This window comes from Pelagibacterium sp. (assembly GCF_965249125.1).
In the GTDB taxonomy this organism is placed as follows: domain Bacteria; phylum Pseudomonadota; class Alphaproteobacteria; order Rhizobiales; family Devosiaceae; genus Pelagibacterium.
The window spans coordinates 584115-601823 of record NZ_OZ252217.1 but is presented as its reverse complement, the minus strand read 5'-3'; the positions used below and the strand labels follow the sequence as shown (position 1 = coordinate 601823).

The 17709-nt window shown below is 61.6% G+C and carries 17 protein-coding genes and 4 pseudogenes; 7 read left to right on the top strand and 14 right to left on the bottom strand.

Annotation, left to right across the window (positions count from 1 at the left end):
- The first annotated feature begins 22 nt into the window (after nt 1-22).
- On the top strand, nt 23-1498 hold the full coding sequence (locus tag ACP148_RS03060) for an aldehyde dehydrogenase family protein (RefSeq protein WP_421951132.1): 1476 nt from the start codon (nt 23-25) through the stop codon (nt 1496-1498).
- Nucleotides 1499-1506: 8 nt separating this feature from the next.
- Here ACP148_RS03060 and argE read toward each other — a convergent pair whose 3' ends face one another.
- The 4 genes from argE to ACP148_RS03040 are packed head-to-tail and all read right to left on the bottom strand — an operon-like array spanning nt 1507 to nt 5439.
- Nucleotides 1507-2655 carry an acetylornithine deacetylase gene (gene argE, locus ACP148_RS03055; RefSeq protein ID WP_421951131.1) on the bottom strand — a complete coding sequence of 383 codons (1149 nt, stop codon included), beginning with the start codon at nt 2653-2655 and terminating at the stop codon, nt 1507-1509.
- Nucleotides 2652-3788 carry an NAD(P)/FAD-dependent oxidoreductase gene (locus ACP148_RS03050; protein ID WP_421951130.1) on the bottom strand — a complete coding sequence of 379 codons (1137 nt, stop codon included), beginning with the start codon at nt 3786-3788 and terminating at the stop codon, nt 2652-2654. Before ACP148_RS03050 ends, argE begins: the two co-directional genes overlap by 4 nt.
- On the bottom strand, nt 3785-5155 hold the full coding sequence (locus ACP148_RS03045; protein WP_421951129.1) for an FAD-dependent oxidoreductase: 1371 nt from the start codon (nt 5153-5155) through the stop codon (nt 3785-3787). Before ACP148_RS03045 ends, ACP148_RS03050 begins: the two co-directional genes overlap by 4 nt.
- A complete protein-coding gene (locus ACP148_RS03040; protein ID WP_421951128.1) occupies nt 5134-5439 on the bottom strand; it encodes a (2Fe-2S)-binding protein in 306 nt (101 codons plus the stop codon). The genes ACP148_RS03045 and ACP148_RS03040 overlap by 22 nt, the downstream gene beginning before the upstream one ends.
- 572 nt (nt 5440-6011) lie before the next feature.
- On the opposite strand from ACP148_RS03040, the gene copM reads away from it, so the two are divergent.
- Nucleotides 6012-6329 carry a CopM family metallochaperone gene (gene copM / locus ACP148_RS03035; RefSeq protein ID WP_425033092.1) on the top strand — a complete coding sequence of 106 codons (318 nt, stop codon included), beginning with the start codon at nt 6012-6014 and terminating at the stop codon, nt 6327-6329.
- Between the two features lie 95 nt (nt 6330-6424).
- On the opposite strand, the gene ACP148_RS03030 is transcribed toward copM, so the two are convergent.
- The 4 genes and pseudogenes from ACP148_RS03030 to ACP148_RS03015 form a co-directional block, all read right to left on the bottom strand.
- Entirely contained in the window at nt 6425-6676 is a 252-nt protein-coding gene (locus ACP148_RS03030; protein ID WP_421951126.1) for a heavy-metal-associated domain-containing protein, read from the bottom strand.
- A gap of 83 nt (nt 6677-6759) precedes the next feature.
- Nucleotides 6760-7168, bottom strand: a pseudogene (gene cueR, locus ACP148_RS03025) (Cu(I)-responsive transcriptional regulator).
- A 3-nt stretch (nt 7169-7171) separates the two neighbouring features.
- Complete coding sequence (locus ACP148_RS03020; RefSeq protein ID WP_421951125.1) at nt 7172-8209, bottom strand: 2Fe-2S iron-sulfur cluster-binding protein; 1038 nt, start codon at nt 8207-8209, stop codon at nt 7172-7174.
- A complete protein-coding gene (locus ACP148_RS03015; RefSeq protein WP_421951124.1) occupies nt 8206-10731 on the bottom strand; it encodes a heavy metal translocating P-type ATPase in 2526 nt (841 codons plus the stop codon). Before ACP148_RS03015 ends, ACP148_RS03020 begins: the two co-directional genes overlap by 4 nt.
- Before the next feature lie 471 nt (nt 10732-11202).
- Between ACP148_RS03015 and ACP148_RS03010 the strand changes: the two are divergent.
- Nucleotides 11203-11907: pseudogene (locus ACP148_RS03010) on the top strand (tyrosine-type recombinase/integrase); the annotation flags it as partial.
- A gap of 33 nt (nt 11908-11940) precedes the next feature.
- Here the strand turns inward: ACP148_RS03010 and ACP148_RS03005 are convergent.
- Nucleotides 11941-12141: pseudogene (locus ACP148_RS03005) on the bottom strand (IS3 family transposase); the annotation flags it as partial.
- Nucleotides 12142-12151: 10 nt separating this feature from the next.
- Between ACP148_RS03005 and ACP148_RS03000 the strand changes: the two are divergent.
- The 4 genes from ACP148_RS03000 to ACP148_RS02985 all read left to right on the top strand — a co-directional run bounded on the left by ACP148_RS03000 (nt 12152) and on the right by ACP148_RS02985 (nt 14221).
- A complete protein-coding gene (locus ACP148_RS03000; RefSeq protein WP_421951123.1) occupies nt 12152-12601 on the top strand; it encodes a Rossmann-like fold-containing protein in 450 nt (149 codons plus the stop codon).
- 48 nt (nt 12602-12649) lie between these two features.
- Complete coding sequence (locus tag ACP148_RS02995) at nt 12650-13207, top strand: alpha-ketoglutarate-dependent dioxygenase AlkB (RefSeq protein WP_421951122.1); 558 nt, start codon at nt 12650-12652, stop codon at nt 13205-13207.
- A 151-nt stretch (nt 13208-13358) separates the two neighbouring features.
- The gene (locus ACP148_RS02990) at nt 13359-13667 is read left to right on the top strand and encodes a DUF1778 domain-containing protein (RefSeq protein WP_421951121.1); all 309 of its coding nucleotides are present in this window, start codon (nt 13359-13361) and stop codon (nt 13665-13667) included.
- The gene (locus ACP148_RS02985; RefSeq protein WP_421951120.1) at nt 13664-14221 is read left to right on the top strand and encodes a GNAT family N-acetyltransferase; all 558 of its coding nucleotides are present in this window, start codon (nt 13664-13666) and stop codon (nt 14219-14221) included. The genes ACP148_RS02990 and ACP148_RS02985 overlap by 4 nt, the downstream gene beginning before the upstream one ends.
- Before the next feature lie 213 nt (nt 14222-14434).
- On the opposite strand, the pseudogene ACP148_RS02980 reads toward ACP148_RS02985, so the two are convergent.
- The 5 genes and pseudogenes from ACP148_RS02980 to ACP148_RS02960 form a co-directional block, all read right to left on the bottom strand.
- Nucleotides 14435-15037 (bottom strand): annotated as a pseudogene (locus ACP148_RS02980) (helix-turn-helix domain-containing protein); the annotation flags it as partial.
- Between the two features lie 359 nt (nt 15038-15396).
- Nucleotides 15397-15951, bottom strand: coding sequence for a hypothetical protein (locus tag ACP148_RS02975; protein ID WP_421951119.1), 555 nt, complete (start codon nt 15949-15951; stop codon nt 15397-15399).
- A gap of 111 nt (nt 15952-16062) precedes the next feature.
- The gene (locus ACP148_RS02970; protein WP_421951118.1) at nt 16063-16665 is read right to left on the bottom strand and encodes a hypothetical protein; all 603 of its coding nucleotides are present in this window, start codon (nt 16663-16665) and stop codon (nt 16063-16065) included.
- A gap of 8 nt (nt 16666-16673) precedes the next feature.
- Nucleotides 16674-17264: a hypothetical protein gene (locus ACP148_RS02965; protein ID WP_421951117.1), complete on the bottom strand. Its 591-nt coding sequence runs from the start codon at nt 17262-17264 to the stop codon at nt 16674-16676.
- Nucleotides 17265-17291: 27 nt separating this feature from the next.
- On the bottom strand, nt 17292-17702 hold the full coding sequence (locus tag ACP148_RS02960) for a hypothetical protein (protein WP_185926758.1): 411 nt from the start codon (nt 17700-17702) through the stop codon (nt 17292-17294).
- Nucleotides 17703-17709: the final 7 nt, after the last annotated feature.

The following is a 17709-nucleotide window of genomic DNA, read 5'->3' as shown; positions in this document are numbered from 1 at the left end:
CTTGGCACAACGGAGAGTTGTGATGAACGATATGCTGCCCATCGGGATCGACATCCCCAACGGTCATTTCATAGAGGGCGAACTGCTCGGCCCGCAGGGCAACTCGATGCCGGTCGCCCGCCCCTCGGATGGCGTCGCCTATGCCGACCTGCCACTCGCGGACGCCGATATCGTCGATCGCGCCGTTTCCGGCGCCCGGGCGGCCATCAAGACGGCCCGATGGGCACGCGGCGCCCCGCGTGAGCGCGCCCGCCTGCTGCGTCGCCTCGCCGACCTCATCGATACCGACGCCCCCCACCTGGCTATGCTCGAGGCCATCGGCTCGACCCGCACGATTTCCGAGGCTCGCGCGTGGGACGTGCCGACCGCCGCCGAAACCATCCGTTTTTTTGCCGAGTTCGCCGACAAGATCGGCGGCCATGTGGCGCCGACCCCGGCCGATCATCTCGGCATGACGATAAACGAACCCTATGGCGTGGTCGCCGCCATCGCGCCCTGGAACTTCCCTCTGGTCATGGCGTGCTGGAAGATCGGCGCCGCCCTCGCGGCCGGAAATGCCGTCGTCCTCAAGCCCTCGGAGATGACGCCCTTCTCCATAGTGCGCGTCGCGCAACTGGCGATCGAGGCCGGCATCCCCGCGGGCATCCTCAACATCGTTCAGGGTACGGGGGCAATGGCGGGCGACCTGCTGTGCCGCCATCCGTCCGTCGCCAAGATCACCTTCACGGGATCGACCCGCACCGGGGTGGCGATCATGACGGCCGCCGCCCAGACCGGCATTAAGCCCGTGACGCTCGAATTGGGCGGCAAAAGCCCGCAGATCGTTTTCGCCGATGCCGATCTTGAGCGCGCCGCCACGGCGATTGCAAAGGCGATCACAGTCAATGCCGGGCAGGTCTGCGTCGCCGGCTCGCGCCTGCTGGTGCACACGAGTGTGCGCGACGCGCTGGTCGAAAGCGTCGCCCGGCTGATGACACAGGGGCGTCCCGGCCCGACATGGCAGGAAAGCTCGAGCTTTTCGCCCATCGTTTCGGAAGCCCAACTCGCCCGGATCGACGCCATAGTGGCCGCCACGCGAGACCAGGGCGCCAGCGTCCGAATTGGCGGCGAGCGGCATGCTGGTGTGCAGTCGGGTCCCTTCTATGCGCCCACCATTCTCGAAGACGTTCGCCCCGAAATGGACGCTGTGCGGCTCGAAATCTTCGGGCCTGTCCTGACCGTGGAGACCTTCGAGGAAGAGGAAGAAGCGCTGGCGCTTGCAGATCACCCCGATTATGGCTTGTGCGCTGGTGTCCATACGCGCGATCTCGGCAGGGCCATGCGGATGATGCGCGGGCTAGAAGCCGGCACCGTGTGGATCAATCGCTACGGTCGAAGCGCCGATTTCATCCTGCCGACCGGCGGCTTCAAGGGATCGGGCATCGGCAAGGATCTGGGCCGCGAGGCCTTTGAGGGCAATCTCAAGGTCAAGGCTGTCCTGGCCGATATCGGCTTCTGATCTCCGGGTCAGTCCCGCTGCGCTGCGGCGGCAAAGCGCTCGATGAAACCGTCGCAGGCCTCGAGTTCATCCATCGTTATGTATTCATCGTGCCGATGAGCCCGCCCGATATCGCCGGGACCGCAGATGATGCTGTCGATACCGGCCGCCTGGAACAGCCCTGCCTCCGTGCCGTAGCTCACCGCCTCGATCGGCGATTGGCCACAAGCCATGCCGACAAGTCCGGCGAGCGTAGCCGTCTTCGCCAGCGACAGCGGGGGATAACTGCTCACGATCTCGGTCGTGAGCCGCACGTCCCGCTGCGCTGCCTCCATTTCGGCCTGGATGCGGTCGATCTCGGCGAGGATCGGCGCCACCACCCGCTCGGGCTCGCTGGCCGGAATGGCCCGCGCCTCGAGCACCAGCGTGCACCTGTCCGGTATGACGTTGACGGCGGTCCCACCATTGATCGTTCCCACCTGAATGGTCGAAAATGGCGGCGCAAAGCGCGGATCGAGCGGCGGCGACACCGTCAGCGCCTCGGCCAGCCTGCGCGTCGCGACGACGATATCGGCCGCGACATGGATGGCGTTCTCGCCAAGATCAGTGCGCGAGGAATGGCCCGTCCGCCCCGTTACGTTAACGCGAAGCGCCAGCTTGCCCTTATGGGCCAGAACCGGACGCAGATTGCTTGGCTCGCCTATCACCGCGCCTTCCGGGGCCGCGCATAGCTCGGGCAGGCGGGCAATGAGAAAGGGGACGCCCCGGCAACCCAGTTCCTCGTCGCACGAGAGTGCCACATGGATCGGCCGGCGCACCGCGAGTGCGGCGATCCGGGGCGCTGCCGCGAGCACCGAGGCGACAAACCCCTTCATGTCCACCGCGCCCCGCCCCACCAGCCTGTCTCCGTCCCGGCGCAGAACGAACGGGTCGCCCGTCCATTCGGGCTCCTCGGCGGGCACTACGTCGAGATGTCCCGACAGGATATGGCCCGGCAGCTCGCGCGGGCCGAAGCTGGCAAACAGATTACACATGCCCGCGCCCGGCCCCGCGATCCGAGTCGTATGTGCGCCCGCCGCATCGAGTATCTCGGCCACAAAGTCGACGATTGGGCTATTGGGCCGCCCGGATACCGAGGCAAAGCCCACGAGCCGCTCGAGGATTTCCGCCGCGTTCACGATTGCAGCCCAGCGAACCGCGCCAGCGAAAAGGCATCGAGCGGAGTGGACGTGGCCCCGGTCGCGATCAGTTCGGCCATCACCTCGCCCACCCCCGGTCCGAGCTGGAAGCCCTGCCCCGAAAAGCCGAAGGCATAATAGAGCCCCGGCACGCTTGGGCTGGGCCCCATTACCGGCTGGGCGTCGTCGAAATAGCTCTCTATCCCGCTCCACACCCGGATCACGCGCAGCTTGGACAGCACCGGCAGCAGCGAGCGGGTGCGGTCGAACTGACGCAGCGTATTGTCCGGCAGCACGTAGGACCGCCAGGCATTGGCATCCGCCAGCCCGTAACGCGGCCCGCCCATGATGATGTTGCCCCGCGCCACCTGCCGGAAATAGACCCCCTCATCGGGTAGGTGCGAGGCGACCCCGATCGATGGTCCTATGAAATAGGGCGCCGGCTCGGTCACGGCCATTTGCGGCCCCTTGACTTCATAGCTCACCGGCTCGCCGAAGGTGCTTGTCAGTGGTGCGCTCCATGCCCCGGCGGCGATCAGCAGCGCCGGGGCGCGAAAGGATTGCCCGTCGCCGGTCTCGACGATGAAATCCTCGCCTGCCCTGGCGGCCGAAATCACCGGCGCCATCTCCTTGATGCGCACCCCGAGCCTTTGCGCCGCCCGGGCGAAGCCGGGCGCCGAGAGCCGGGGATTGGCATGGCCGTCGATGGGGGCGAAACAGCCCGCCCGCACCCGCTCGCTGAGATAGGGAAACCGGTCACGCACCGCATTGCCAGTCAGCATCTCCATGTCGAGGCCGTGATGGACCGCCTCGTCGCGATAGGCGGCAAGCCGATCGGCATCCTCCTCGTCCAACGCGAGCCGCAGATGGCCGCGGGCCACGAATTCGCAATCGTCCCCGATCAGTTCGGGCAGTCGTCCCCAGACGTCGCGGGCCCGATTGGCCAGCGGCATCTGGGAAAACGGCCGCCCCTGCCGCCGGACATTGCCGAAATTGGTGCCGCTGGCCTGCCGTCCGACCCGGTCGGCTTCGAGCAGGACGACCGAATAGCCCCGCTGGGCCAGAAAGAAGGCCGACGACGCACCCATGATGCCCGCGCCCACGATGGCCACATCATATGCGGAAGCGCTCATGGCTCGACCGCCAGATCGGCCGGAAGCGGCTTGACGGGCGCTTGTCCGCGCAACCGCCCGGCCCGTTCGGTGTCCGTCTGCTGCACTGCCGCCACGATCTCGGCGCTGGCAAGGCCGCAATAACGCCCCTGGCACCGGCCCATGCCGACCCTGCTCAGGGCCTTCGCCCTGTTGACTTCAGGCGCCCCTCTGTCGCGCACGGTCTCCCGTAGCGTCCCCGCAGTGATCGCTTCGCAGCGGCACACCAGCGTCGAATCCGCGATCTGGCGGGCCAAGTCCTGCCCAGGCCAGGGAAAGGCGCGCGCGATCCCGTCACGAAACCGCCGCATGACCTTGTTGCGCGCCCGGGACACCGCGACCGCCCGCGCATCCACCGGCCGCCCGGCATCGGCCAGCGCGGCATAGGCGGCCAGCCGCCCCATGGCCTCGGCGCCATCGGCCCCCGCCAGTTGCGCCCCGTCCCCGGCCAGATAGACCCCCGGCACAGGAGTGCGTCCTTCTATATCGCATTGGGGCAGCCACTGGCGCAGCGTGGTGTCGTAGGCGAAGGGCACTTCTGCCAGATCGGCCAGTTGCGTTTCGGCTCGCAGGTGAAAACCATAGCCGACCGCATCGCACGCGATCTCCCGCATGTCGCCGCCTCTCGTGCGGTAACGGACCCGCTCGACACCGTCGGCTCCGTCAAATCCCAGCGGCACAATCCCGGCTTCCATATGCACGCCCGCCTGCTTGAGCGCGGCGACATAGCCTACTCCAGCCATCAGCACGCCGGGACGGGCGAGCATTCCGCCCAGTCCCGCCAGCTTGTCGCCCAGCCGTGCCGTATCGAGAACCGCCCGAGGCGCGGCACCCGCTCTGAGATACTGATAAGCCACGAGGTACAAGAGCGGCCCCGTCCCCACCAGCACCACGGCGTTTCCGATCGCGCAAGCCTGCGCCTTGAGCGCGATCTGGGCAGCGCCCATCGTATAGACGCCCGGCAGCGTCCATCCCGGCAGAGGAAAGACCCGGTCGGTGGCGCCCGAAGCAATGATGAGGGCGCCATGGGCCAGCGAGCTGGTCCGCGCCCCGTCGTGAAGATGGACCCGACCGCCCCTTATGTTCCAGACCAGCGTTCCTGGCCGGTAGTCAATCGCTGGGATCAGCCGCGTCAGCGTCGCATGAAGGTCGCGGGCCTTGCCCGCTTCGGTGCCGTAGAGCTTTTCGTAGCTGCGCGAAAACCCCTCGGGCTGCTGCCGGTAGATCTGTCCGCCGCCGCACGTGCCCTCATCGATCAGCACGGGACGCAGCCCCGCCGCGACCAGCACCTCGCAGGCCCGTACGCCGGCCGGACCGGCGCCTACGATTATGAAATCGTTTTCGGCCATGCCGCCTCCGGAAAACAAGTAACCACGTCGAGATCGTCCGTCACCGGCGTGGTACAGGCGCGGATCGCACCGCCGTCGCGCCGCCAGACCATGCAGTCGTGGCAGGCGCCCATCATGCAGAACCCGGCGCGCGGGTCGGCGAGAAACTCGCCGCACCGCACATGCCCGATATTTGTGAGCATCGCGACCAGCAGCGTGTCGCCTTCGAGCGCGGCGGCGGACTGCCCGTCGAGACGGAAGTTCACGGGGCGGCGCTTGGTCTCCGACAGGCGTCTGAATCGCATGGTGGTCCCATCGCATGAGCATCGGCCGCGAACGGCGACCAACGGGTTCGATCTTATCGCCTTTCACCCGAACGGAACCGCCCAGACCTCCATGTTATGGCCCGTTTATGTCGTTTTGTCCCGCATTTGGCGCATATCGTGCTTCGGCATCGCCATCTCCAATCCAGGCTTGACCTTCCGGTGACGGGAACCTTTATCATTGCCATGAAACAAAAAACCCCATTGATCTTGCTGGTTGCATTTTGGGTGGCACTGGTTAGTGCCCCGGCACCCAGCATGGGCACGGCCATGGCGCTCCGAATATGCGATCGTCAGATCTATATTCGCTTGTGTGCGGCTTGGCCTGAAAGCTCGTTCTGGACGTGCAGTCGGTGGTGGCGATCACGGCTCGAACGCCCTCCTCTCCCCTTGAATTGGCGCGCCAAAGCGCGAGCATCGAACGGCAGGTGCCCGTGCCCCCGCCACGCCAGCAGCGTTGAGACTGCCATCAGATCAAGTTCAACGTTCTACATTCAGGGACTATGAGAACGAATAAGCTACTTGTTTCGGCATTGACCATCTCGATGCTCACAATGCCTTCCATTGCCCAGGACCACAGCAACCATGGCGCCAATTCGCATGGAGATCTCGCGGACAATCCTGCTATCCGGGCTTACACCGAAGCCAATGATCGTATGCATGAAGACATGATGATTGAGTTCACCGGCGACGCCGATATCGACTTCGTGCGCGGCATGATCCCCCATCATCAGGGGGCGATCGACATGGCCCGTGTCTTTCTCGAGTTCGGGGAAGACAAAGAAGTTCGCGCACTGGCAGAAGAGGTCATCTCAGCACAGGAAGCCGAAATCGCCTGGATGATGGAATGGCTTGAAACCAAGGCCGAATAATTCAGTCAACGCGAGAACATAGAAAAGGGGAGGCGGTTTTCCGCCTCCCCATTCATTTGTTCGACGCGCGCATCTACTTCGCGCGGATCACCGGTTCAGTTGACGCGCTCGGGCGAATAGCCGGCCTGACGAATGGCGTCGGCGGCAGCGGCCTCGTCACCATCGACGGTCACACGCGCGGCAGAAATGTCGATCGCAATTTCCGAGCCGGGCAGGGTCTGCTCAAGGGCGGATCGGATGACGCCGGCGCAATGCCCGCAGGTCATGTCAGAAACATGAAAGGTAACGCCGGACGCGCTGGTGGCAGCGGCAGTGGAGGTATCAGCGTGGTTGTGAGCTTCGCACATTGTCTTGTCCTAGGTTGGGTTTACGATACCAGAACCCTGCGCCTTACCACCATGACAAGGTCAAGGGCTTTTTTCCCGCCCGCTCAGGAGGCACGCACAGGTTCGGGGTCGGCGGCCAGACCGCTCAGGATCGGGCAATTGGGCCGCTGATCGTCCGAGCAGGAATGCACAAGATGCTTGAGCGTGTTGACCATATCCTGGAGCTCGCTGATCATGCTTCCGAGCTCCTGAATGTGATCGCTGGCAATGCGTCTCACATCACTTCTGGCGCGGGATCTGTCTTGCCACAGCCCGAGCAGAGCAGCCGTCTCGTCCATGGGAAACCCCAGCAAACGCGCCCGCTTGATGAAGCGCAATATGGACCTCTTCGCTTCCATAAACCCTGTAATTGCTCTGCGAGCGGTCTATTGGCGCGATAAGACCAATTGATTCGTAATGTCTGATCATCTTGGCCGTGACGCCCGACGCTTTGGCTGCCTGTCCGATGTTCATCTCTCACTCTCCTGCGCTCACCTGTCCCAATTCGGCTCCGGGGGTATAAAAGACATCGGCATGGATATCGCTGGACCGCAACCGCTTCCCAAGACAAACTTGCCCCACCGCTTCAACCATGACCGGGGGGCCGGCCATATAAAGCTTCCATCCAGCCATATCTCCGATGTCCTGGGCAATCGCTTCATGCACGAACCCCACTCGCCCCCCTGAAGAGGACGGAGGGCCCGAGAGCACGGCATGATAGGTTAGCTGGCGATGACGGCGTACCAGATCGGCGATCTCATCCTGGCCGTAGCAATCCGGCAGTCCACGCACCCCGTGGTAGAGGTGGATCGGCTGGTTCATTTCGGTGGCAACCGCGCGCTCGACAATACTCAAAATCGGCGCCAGACCAGAACCACCGGCAACTGCCAATATAGGACGCGTGTGATCCTCGCGCAAATAGGCGCTGCCAAAGGGGCCGGCCACGCTCAACGTCTGGCCTTGCTTCGCCAGCTTTGCAATCTGCGAGCTCACCCGCCCGTCTGGCACTTGTCGAATGTGGAAGACCAGCTCGGACGGATTGGCGCTCGGCGCCATCGAATAATCGCGCGGGGGCAGACCGGGCAGCGACAGGCTGGCATATTGGCCCGGGGCATAGGGCATTGGCGCGTCGGCTGCGATCCGCAGCTCGATGATGTCGTGGGTTAACATGGTGTTGCTGACCACCGTGCCAGGATATGTCTTGATCGGATAGGCCACCGGCTCCTGGGCCAGCCACCGCACGGTGACATCGGTCTTCGGCTGAGCCCGGCACGCCAGCACCAGTCCGCGTTCCTTCTCGTCCTTCGTCAGCGAAAACGGAGTATGGGGTAGCAAATCGACCTCCCCGCAGACCAGCCGGGATTTGCATGAGCCGCACCGCCCCGACCTGCACCCGTGAGGATAGGCGATACCTTGGGCCAGCGCGGCTTCGAGCACCGTCTGGCCCGCGGGAACCTCGATCTCCCGGGAGGCCGATTCGATCTTGACGCGCCGGACCGCACCGTCCCCAATCATGCCGTCACCGTCCGGAGCGCCATTTCCGGTGTGCGGGTGTCGGCAGAGTCTGTGAGCGGGGGCTTATAGGCGCGCAGGCGTAGAGCATTTGCCAGCACACAGACACTCGAGAGCGCCATCGCGCCAGCCGCGAGCATGGGCGAGAGCAAAATCCCGAACCCGGGATAAAGCACTCCGGCCGCAACCGGGATCAGCAGCGTGTTGTAGCCAAAGGCCCAAGCCAGATTCTGCTTGATGTTGCGGATGGTGGCTCGGGAAATGGCGATGGCCTGAACTGCGCCGCGGACATCCCCGCCCACCAGCACCACACCGGCACTTTCTATCGCAACGTCGGTGCCCGTGCCGATGGCAATTCCTACATCGGCCTCGGCCAGGGCCGGCGCATCATTGATCCCGTCACCCACAAAGGCGAGTTTACCACATTGCGCCTTGAGCTTGCGGACGGCCTCAACCTTGCCCTCGGGCAAGACCTCAGCCACAACCTCGTCGATCCCAAGCTGGCGGCCTATAGCCCTTGCTGTGCCGTAATTGTCACCAGTAACCATCGCCACCTTGAGCCCTAGGAGGTGGAAATTTTCGATCGCCTGGCGGCTGGTGTCCTTGATCGGATCGGCCACCGCAATGATCGCAGCGACGGTCCCGTCGATGGCGGCAAACAGTGGACTCTTGCCCTCGTCGGCCAGGGCACTCAGCTTGGTGCCAAAGGCAGAGATGTCATAGCCTTTCGAGGCCATGAAGCGGTCGGCCCCGATCTCGACAGCTTTCCCCTCGACGCGTGCAGAAACGCCCATGCCGGGCAGCGCGGCAAAATCGGCAACCTGCGGGATAACAAGTGCGCGATTGCGCGCAGCCACTACAATGGCCTCGGCAATTGGGTGCTCGGAATTGGCCTCGACCGCCGCAATCACGGCCAGCGTCTCGGCCTCATCAAACCCCGGGCCGCTGACCAGGTCGGTCAACTCCGGAGCGCCCTTGGTCAGCGTTCCGGTCTTGTCGAGCGCCACCATCGACACCTGACGCAAAAGCTGTAGCGCCTCACCCTTGCGGAAAAGCACCCCGTGCTCTGCCGCCCGGCCGGTGCCCACCATGATAGAGGTGGGCGTCGCTAGACCCATGGCACAGGGGCAGGCGATGATCAGCACGGCCACGGCATTGACCAGTGCGAATGTATAAGCCGGCTCGGGCCCAAAGATCGACCACACGACGAAGGTAAGTGCGGCCATGGCCATAACTGCGGGCACGAACCAGGCGGTCACCTGATCGACAAGCGCCTGGATCGGCAGCTTTGAGCCCTGGGCCTGTTCGACCAAAGTGATGATCTGGGCCAGCATGGTGTCCCCACCGACCCGCGTGGTTTCGAACTGGAAGCTGCCGGTCTTATTGATCGTGCCCCCGATCACGGTATCGCCTTCCCCTTTGGCAACCGGGATCGGCTCGCCCGAGATCATCGCCTCGTCAATGAACGACGATCCGCTCGTAACCGTCCCGTCGACCGGGATTTTCTCGCCCGGACGGATCAACACGATATCGCCTACCACGACTTGATCGAGCGCGACATCAACGGCCTCGCCATTGCGCAACACCCGGGCGGATTTGGCCTGCAATCCCACCAGCCGCTTGATCGCATTGCTGGTTTTGCCCTTGGCGCGCGCTTCGAGCAACCGACCCACGAGCACCAGGGTGATGATCACCGCGGCGGCCTCGAAATAAATGTGCCGCGCCGAAGCCGGAAGCAATTGGGGCGCGAACGTCACCACGCTTGAATACAGATAGGCCGCACTGGTGCCCAGGGCGACCAGCGAATTCATGTCGGGCGCTCCGCGCAACAGGGCCGGAAAACCCTTTAGCGCAAAACGCCAGCCCGGCCCCATGATCACGGCCGTGGCGAGCATAAAATAAGCTGTATAGAGCCAGTCCATCGGCACCGCGCCCATCAACCAATGGTGGAAGGGCGCATAAAGATGTCCACCCATTTCCAGGGCAAACAGCGGCAGAGTCAGCAAACCCGCAATGATCACGTCGCGCTGGAGATGCTCGATCTCCCGGCTTTTGCTTTGCTCACGCGCGTCGCGCGAGGAGCTGGAAAGCCGGCGCGGGGTATATCCGGCGCGCTCGATCGCCTTCTCGATCCCGGCAAGTCCCTGCTCGCCGCTCGCCAGCGCAACCGCCGCACGCTCGGTGGCCAGATTGACCGACGCCGAGGAAACACCCGGCACGGCCGCAATCGCCACCTCGACCCGCTTGACACAAGAAGCGCAGGTCATGCCTTCGATGCCGATTTCTAGGGTTTCCTCTGAAATTGCATAGCCCAGATCTTTGATCGCACTTTTGAGCGCACTCGGATTAAACTGGCTGGTGGGCACAATCGTCAGCGTCTCGGTGGCCAGATTGACACTAGCCTGGGCAACTCCGGGAACGCGGGCTGCTCCATCCTCGACGCGCTTTACACAGGATGCGCAGGTCATCCCCTCGACAGCGAACGGAATTGGGCTATCGCTCTTTACCATTGCCAATTGATTCATGCTTGATCCTCATGTGACATATCGAAAGGCTAAACTTTGCCATCATGGCAGGGTCAAGAGGTGAAATCGGGTTGATGCTTTTCAACTGCGCACAGCCGCGCTTAACGCCCCAACAAAGCGATCGAAATCGCTACTGCGGTTGTGCACGCGAGCCAAACCGCGGAGACCCGCAACCAGGCAGTTCCCGCTACAGACCGAGAAGAGCATGCTGCAATCAAGTCTGTCGCGAGAACATGCTTCCATGTAGAAAATGTCTGCTTGGTGCGAATTCAAAACTCTACGAACGACCGCAATGAGGGCGCTAAACCGACATCCCCAAAAGGAGGTGGTTCGTCCGGTATGCGCCCTCATGCACGAACCCGCTTCGCAGGAGAGACGCGCGTGGAGAGACCTGATGGATTCGTCTGAGGCTCTGGGCAGCTAGAGGCTGGGGTCCGAACATGGAGTTCCTTTCAACAGGAGGAACTCACCATGACGACCTATCAGGCCAATGCCCCGATCACACCGCTGCGCCAGCGCATGCAGCAAGACATGGTGATGCGGGGCCCGGGCGCCCATACGCAGCTGGATTACGTTCGGCACGTCCGGAACTTTGCTGCCTTCCTCGGGCGTCCTCCCGAGACATCCGGCATTACCAACTGCATCAGCATGAGACTGGCGTGGGTCCGGCGACGATCAACAGCACGGTTTCTGCGCTGCGCTTTCTGTTCACGGTGACGCTGAACCGGCGAAATCTATCGCGCACTCTGGTGATCACCCGCAATCCGCGCAAGCTGCCCGACGTTCTGAGCGTGGACGAAGCCGCACGTCTGCTCGAGGCCGCGCCAGGCATCAAGTACAAGGCCGCACTGGGGGTCGCTTATGGCGCGGGCCTGCAAGGGGCGCAAAGACCGCAACGCCATGCTCTCCCCGCAACTCCTGGAGCTTTTGCGTATGTGGCGCAAAGGAAAGCGGCGCGGCGTGATGTTTCCCCATGGCTGGCTGTTTCCAGGGCGTAGCCGCACGGATCCGGTCTCGTCACGACAGCTGCATCGCGCGGTGCAGGAAGCAGCCGAAGTGGCTGGAATCCATAAGCGTGTCAGTCCGCACACATTGCGGCACAGCATTGCCACCCATCTTCTGGAGGATGGTGTCGATATCCGCATCATTCAGGCGCTGCTCGGCCACGCCAAGCTTGGCCGGTCTCGAGCTATTGGGCTTCTGGTAGATCGGCATCAGACCCATGAGCCGCATCAACCGCCGCACGCGCTTGTCGTGCACCAGATGACCTTCATTGCGCAGGTGCCAGGTCATCTGTCGGACCCCGAAGAAGGGCGTCCCCAGGAATTGCTCGTCGATCCTGCGCATCAGGGCAAGGTTGATCTCGGTCTCGCCTTTCGGCGTGTAGTAGAGCGATGAGCGCGCGATCAACAGCAGCAGAATGCGAGTTTCTCTTGCGGCACATCAGAATGCAGTCAATGCGACTAGGATTGGCGCGAAAATCCTACACGGCGTCGATGCGACACGTCTGGATAAGTATTTCAACACGACCCAGTTCTCTGCGATAGTTTTCAACTTTCCGAATGTGGCAAGCCGTATCCCTGTTTATGGTCACAACCCTAATCACAATCTCATGCGTCGCTTCCTACGCAGTGCAGCACAGCAGCTCGCGCGAAATGGACGTGTCATTATCACTGTCGTCGACGCGCCATTTTATTCGGGCGCATTCGGCCTAGCGGCCGCAGCGAAATTTGCCGGCTACAAAGAGCCGGATGTCTACGAGTTCAAACTAAGCCATTTTTCTGGTTATGCCCACGCCAACACTCTCGGTGGCCAGAGTGCTTTGACAAGGTATCGAAACGTCAGTTCCTGGGTATTTCAATTACCATGACGGGGCATCGATAGATTGTTAGCTTGTGGCTGAATGTGAGATTCCCCGATGTTGCCGCCCACCGCTCGTTACGTGCCGGACTATGTCGATGAGGCGTACGAACTCGCGCTCTTGCACTCGATCGATAAATCCGCGTGGCTCGGGGACCTCAAGCGGCGTGTTCAACACTATGGCTTTCGCTATGACTACAAGGCCCGACGTGTAACGAACGAATCCTATCTAGGCCCTTTGCCTGATTGGCTGGAGATCCTTGCAGATCGGCTGCGGAAGGATAGCATTTTCCAGGCTCACCCTGACCAGGTGATCGTCAATGAGTATTTTCCTGGCCAAGGCATCGCCCCACACGTGGATTGCGAGCCCTGTTTTGGCGAGATCATCGCGTCGCTCAGTCTTGGCTCGGCATGCTTGATGGAATTCTCAGATATCCATTCCGGACACACCGCAATTCAGGTTCTTGCTCCCCGTAGCCTGCTTGTACTGAGCGACGAGGCCCGGTTCAATTGGACCCACGGCATTCCCGCGCGCAAATCAGACGTGATTGATGGCAAGAAAATCGCTCGCGGGCGGCGGGTGTCCCTGACATTTCGGACCGTCATCACAAAATAAACGTTCAAATTCAAAAACCGTTAGAAATGACGCTCGGATTGCACTCTGTGCTTCGGTCTCCGCAGACAGCGAACATCCAAACTCTTTGGCCCCATTGAAATGTACGTCGCAAGAGCGTACATTGCCAATCATGGAAATTAAGGAGGCGGCAATGGGCGCTTTCCACGACACGACCAAAGACATCGATGAGCGGGCAACCGAGCGGATGAATTTTCGCACCAAGCCCCATATCAAGGCTGCGATCCACCGGGCGGCAACGCTGAGTGGTGTGGACGACAGCGTCTTCACCATGAATGCAGCCTATGCCTCTGCTCTTGAGACCATCGCCGCCCACGAGCGCACCGTGCTTGAGCCTGTCGATCACGTAGCGTTTTTCAGCGCGCTCGACAATCCACCACAAGTCACGCCAAAATTGCGTGAAGCACTCGCCCGACACCAGAAGCGGGTTCTGTCCAGGTGACAGACGAGGCAACCGGCAAATTCATCATAGAGCCGTTCGATCCAGACAAGCACGATCGGACGGCTTTTTCCTGTGGCGTCGAGCAGGTCGATAATTTCTTCAAGAAGACAGCCAATAAGCTCTCCAAAGCCGACAATGCACGCATCTACGTGATGACCTCAGCGGGTGGCGCCGTCGTTGGATTTTATGCGCTCAACGCTCACGCCATCGATTATCGAGACCTGCCGCCAAAGTTCGCGCGCAACCGTCCGTCGCACGGACTAATTCCCGCCGCCTTCCTATCCATGATCGGAGTCGACCAGCGCTACGCTGGACACGGATATGGTGGTGATCTCCTCATCGACGCCCTCATCCGCATCAGCACGGCCGCCGAGAGCATCGGCATCGCCGTCGTCATCCTTGATATGCTGGAAGATGGCAACGCGGGCCTAGTAGCGCGACGTCAAGCGCTCTATGCAAAGTATGGATTTCAGCCCCTGCCCTCGAACCAGCTACGCATGTTCTTGCCGGTGGCAACGGTGAGTGAGCTTCTCGATGAGCAACAGCCGAGCTGATTGGCAATTCTCGAAGACATAGCCCGCGTGTCGACTGGGCTAACTGTCTGAAATAAATTAGAAATTCTGAACGCTAGATTCACCCGTACCCCATAGGATCGGGTTATGATTTAGCCTTAAATATCAATCACTTGGCCACAATTCGGCCCAAACCGTTTCATGGACCGTTTGAACGCGTTCAGGAATAAGCGTCTGAACTGCCTCAAGCTTTTCCATCTCATCGCATTCAAGCCCAACAACGCCTGCACCCCCATTGCAACCCAGGGGCGCAGAAACTCGGACGTTAAGTCCGCGTGCCCACCAAGTTGGCGCCGAGGCTGATGAACCCCATCCCCGGACCGGCGCCATGTTGGTTTTAATCCAGGTTTCATCGATGAACACCAGCCGATTTGGGTCCAGATAAGGCTGCCAAGCCTTCCAGCGCTCACGTCTTGGGGCGATGTCCCTTCGGGCCTGCTCAAGGGCGAACAGCGTTTTTTTTGAATCTGAGCCCTTCGCGCCGAAGGAAGTGCCACACTGTGTCGTGCGAGACCTTCACCCACGCGCCGCAAGCTCTGTCTTCAGCCCGTGCAGCGTCAGGTGCGGCGTCTGATTGATCCGCTCCACGATGAACCCCCGATGTGGCTCCAGAACCCGCTTGCGGTGCCCACCCATCTTGCCCGGCGCAACCGAGCCGGTGGCCCGGTAACGCTGGTGCCACTTCACCACCGAAGACACTGCAATCCCAAACCGCTCAGCTATTGCCCGAGTGCTCTCACCAGCCGAAACCGCCGCAACAACACGCTCACCAAGATCGTTCGAATAAGCTCGCGTCATGCCTGCTGGCCTCCTTGGCCCAGCAGACAGCTTGAATCAGATTTGCGCCTTCAACGGAATCCCAAATCGATTCACTCAAAATCTGAACCGCTCTAATCGAGCCAGTTCATCCCACACTTCGCATCCAAGCCCATGCCTGCTGCAACCCAGAATGCAACCCCAGACGCTTCACGCGTGAGCGTGTCCGCAGAGCAGAACACCTAACAACCTGCAATATAAAGGAAAATTTGGTAGCGGAGGACCGCTACCGCCAATACAGTGCTAAGACTCAATTCGTCTGCTAAATTGAAGTTCCGACTCTGCCTCTCGCGCTATTTGAGCTCAGGCCCTCTTTAACTCCAGAAGGAATCTGACCAGCTTCACTCCGCTGATGCGCAAAATGGCGTGGTAAGCTGGAACGCACCCATTTCGGAAACTTCTGCCAGACCGTCAGCGATAAGTTCTTCGCCGATAGCGCGGAACTCCTCATCGCTGAGCGCGAGGCCGTCGAGGATCTCGTTGATGTTTGAGCGATCGAGCACACAACCGGCTTCCTCGATCACGGCAACTGTGCGATCTTTCGGGGTCCCGGCATGTGCGTTGAGGGGTGCGGAAGGGCAATTTGGCGAGGTGAGCCGGAACACGCCCATTTCCGAAACATCGGCCAACCCTTCGGCGACAAGTTCATCGCCGATGACGCGGAACTCATCATCGCTGAGTCCGAGACCGTCGAGGACTTCGTTCACGTTCGAGGCGTCGAGGACACAACCGGCTTCTTCGATCACGGCAACCGTGCGGTCCTTCGGGGACTCGGCATGAGCGGCGAGCGGCGCAAACATGCAGGCTGCGAGCAGAGTACGCGAGAGTTTCATCGTCGGGTTCTCCTTCCCAGGGCCATGGCTGAAAGCTCTCCGCTTGCTGTCACGCGACGGCATCCCTCAACCCTCTTGCTGGAGCCTATAGCACTGCGCTACGCACTCCGCCCCGTTCGTTCAAAGGGGCTGAAGCCGGGAGGAACTGAAAAGCGCTCCCGGCCACCTTCGGTATCACGGGAAGGCTGCGGGTGGGGTGGTGTCGAGGCAGTCCGTCAGCCGGAAGATACCCCGTGGCATGGCGTCACGTTCGGCTCCCGGATCGTCGGTCAATGCTGGCAAGTGATACCAAAGCGCCGTGTTCAACTCCGGCATCAGCAGCCAAGGTGGTGCCGGCTGCCCCTGTTGCGGCTGCGCCAAGGTAAAGCCCAGTTCCGCATCCAACGCATAGAAGCGCAGCAATGACGGCAGTTCATCCATCGGCGCATCCGGCCAGCGGGAACGAAAGGCCTCGATAGTGTTTGCCGGACCGGTTGCACGCGCTTCGGGCGCGTAGGGATCGCCGACCGGATTTAGCGTTATGTTTCCCTGCGACGCGGCGACATCGAATACAAACCAATAGTCGCGTTGAGGCGTGGTGAGCCGCAGATACAGGTCCGAGGAAAACCCGGCCCGCGTCCGTGCCGGGACGAGCGTGATGGCATACTCATCGCCCTCGGTCCCCAATGTATAGACAGAGCGTTCTGCTGGACAGCCCGCTAATGCGATCTCAGATTGGGCCGCCGCTGCCGCGGGGAAGATCAACGTAGCCAACAGAGTGGCGAGATACCGTTTCACAATGCCTCCTATTCGCCGGCCCGGTTCAGCCAGACCACACGCCGCGCGACGACATACTGGCCCTGGGCGGCGCCCTCGATCTCAAGGATGGCGTAGATCGTGTCCATGTCGACGGGCAGCATGCGCAGCGTCATGTCCATGACCGAGCCCGCCATGGCCACATGGCTCTGACCGATGAGACGGGGCAAATCCTCCTGATCGCAGTCTCCGGCCCATGCCAGCACGGCTTCGTCCGGCGTCATTGCCGGCTCGGGGATCTCGGGATGGTTGGCCTCGATCACCCAACGGCCTTCGTCGGCAAGGGTGATAACCATCGGCTCTGTCAACTCCGCATGGTCGAGCAGCAGATCCTCGCCCAGTACCCAGATCGACATGATCTCTGTTTCGGGGGAAGGCTCCATGGGGATGACCATCCTGCCGGCATGGACGTAGCCGGACAGTTGATCAACGCGCCAGTCGCCCACAAAGTGTTCCCGCAGTTCCTGCCACGTTGCCGGCGAGGACGTTCCGCAAAGGTCCGAAATGTCGCCCGCGCGCTGCGCCAGCGCGGGAACGGCGGCGCAGGACAAAATGGCTGTCAAAACGATGACCGGTCTCATTGGATTTTTCCTCCCTGCCGCAGAACGCTAGTGCCCGGTAGCGGTGATCCGGCCTCCATCCACATCCAGAACCAGCATTTGTCGTTCGCCGGCAGTTCGGCCTGACATCGGGTAGGCCGTCAGGCCTGCCTCGATCACGCCGGTGAAGTGAAGTGAACCGTCATTGTTGTGGTCGATCTCGAGCATTGCCTGCCCCCCGGCCTGGCTTGACAGTCCAAGAGCGGGATTTCCGTCTTCGTCCTCGAGCCGCAGTTCGAGAAGACTTGTGGTCCCATCGGCCACCATCACCATCAACCGGATGGAACCGATGCCCGATGGCACCTCCTGCGGTTCGGCAAGAATCCGCAGAGAGCCAATGCCTTCGCTCTCGAAATGGAATTCTGACCGCTCGGCGTCGATCCGCCATGAAACAGGTGCCACTTCGAGAAACCCAGTCATATCCCCA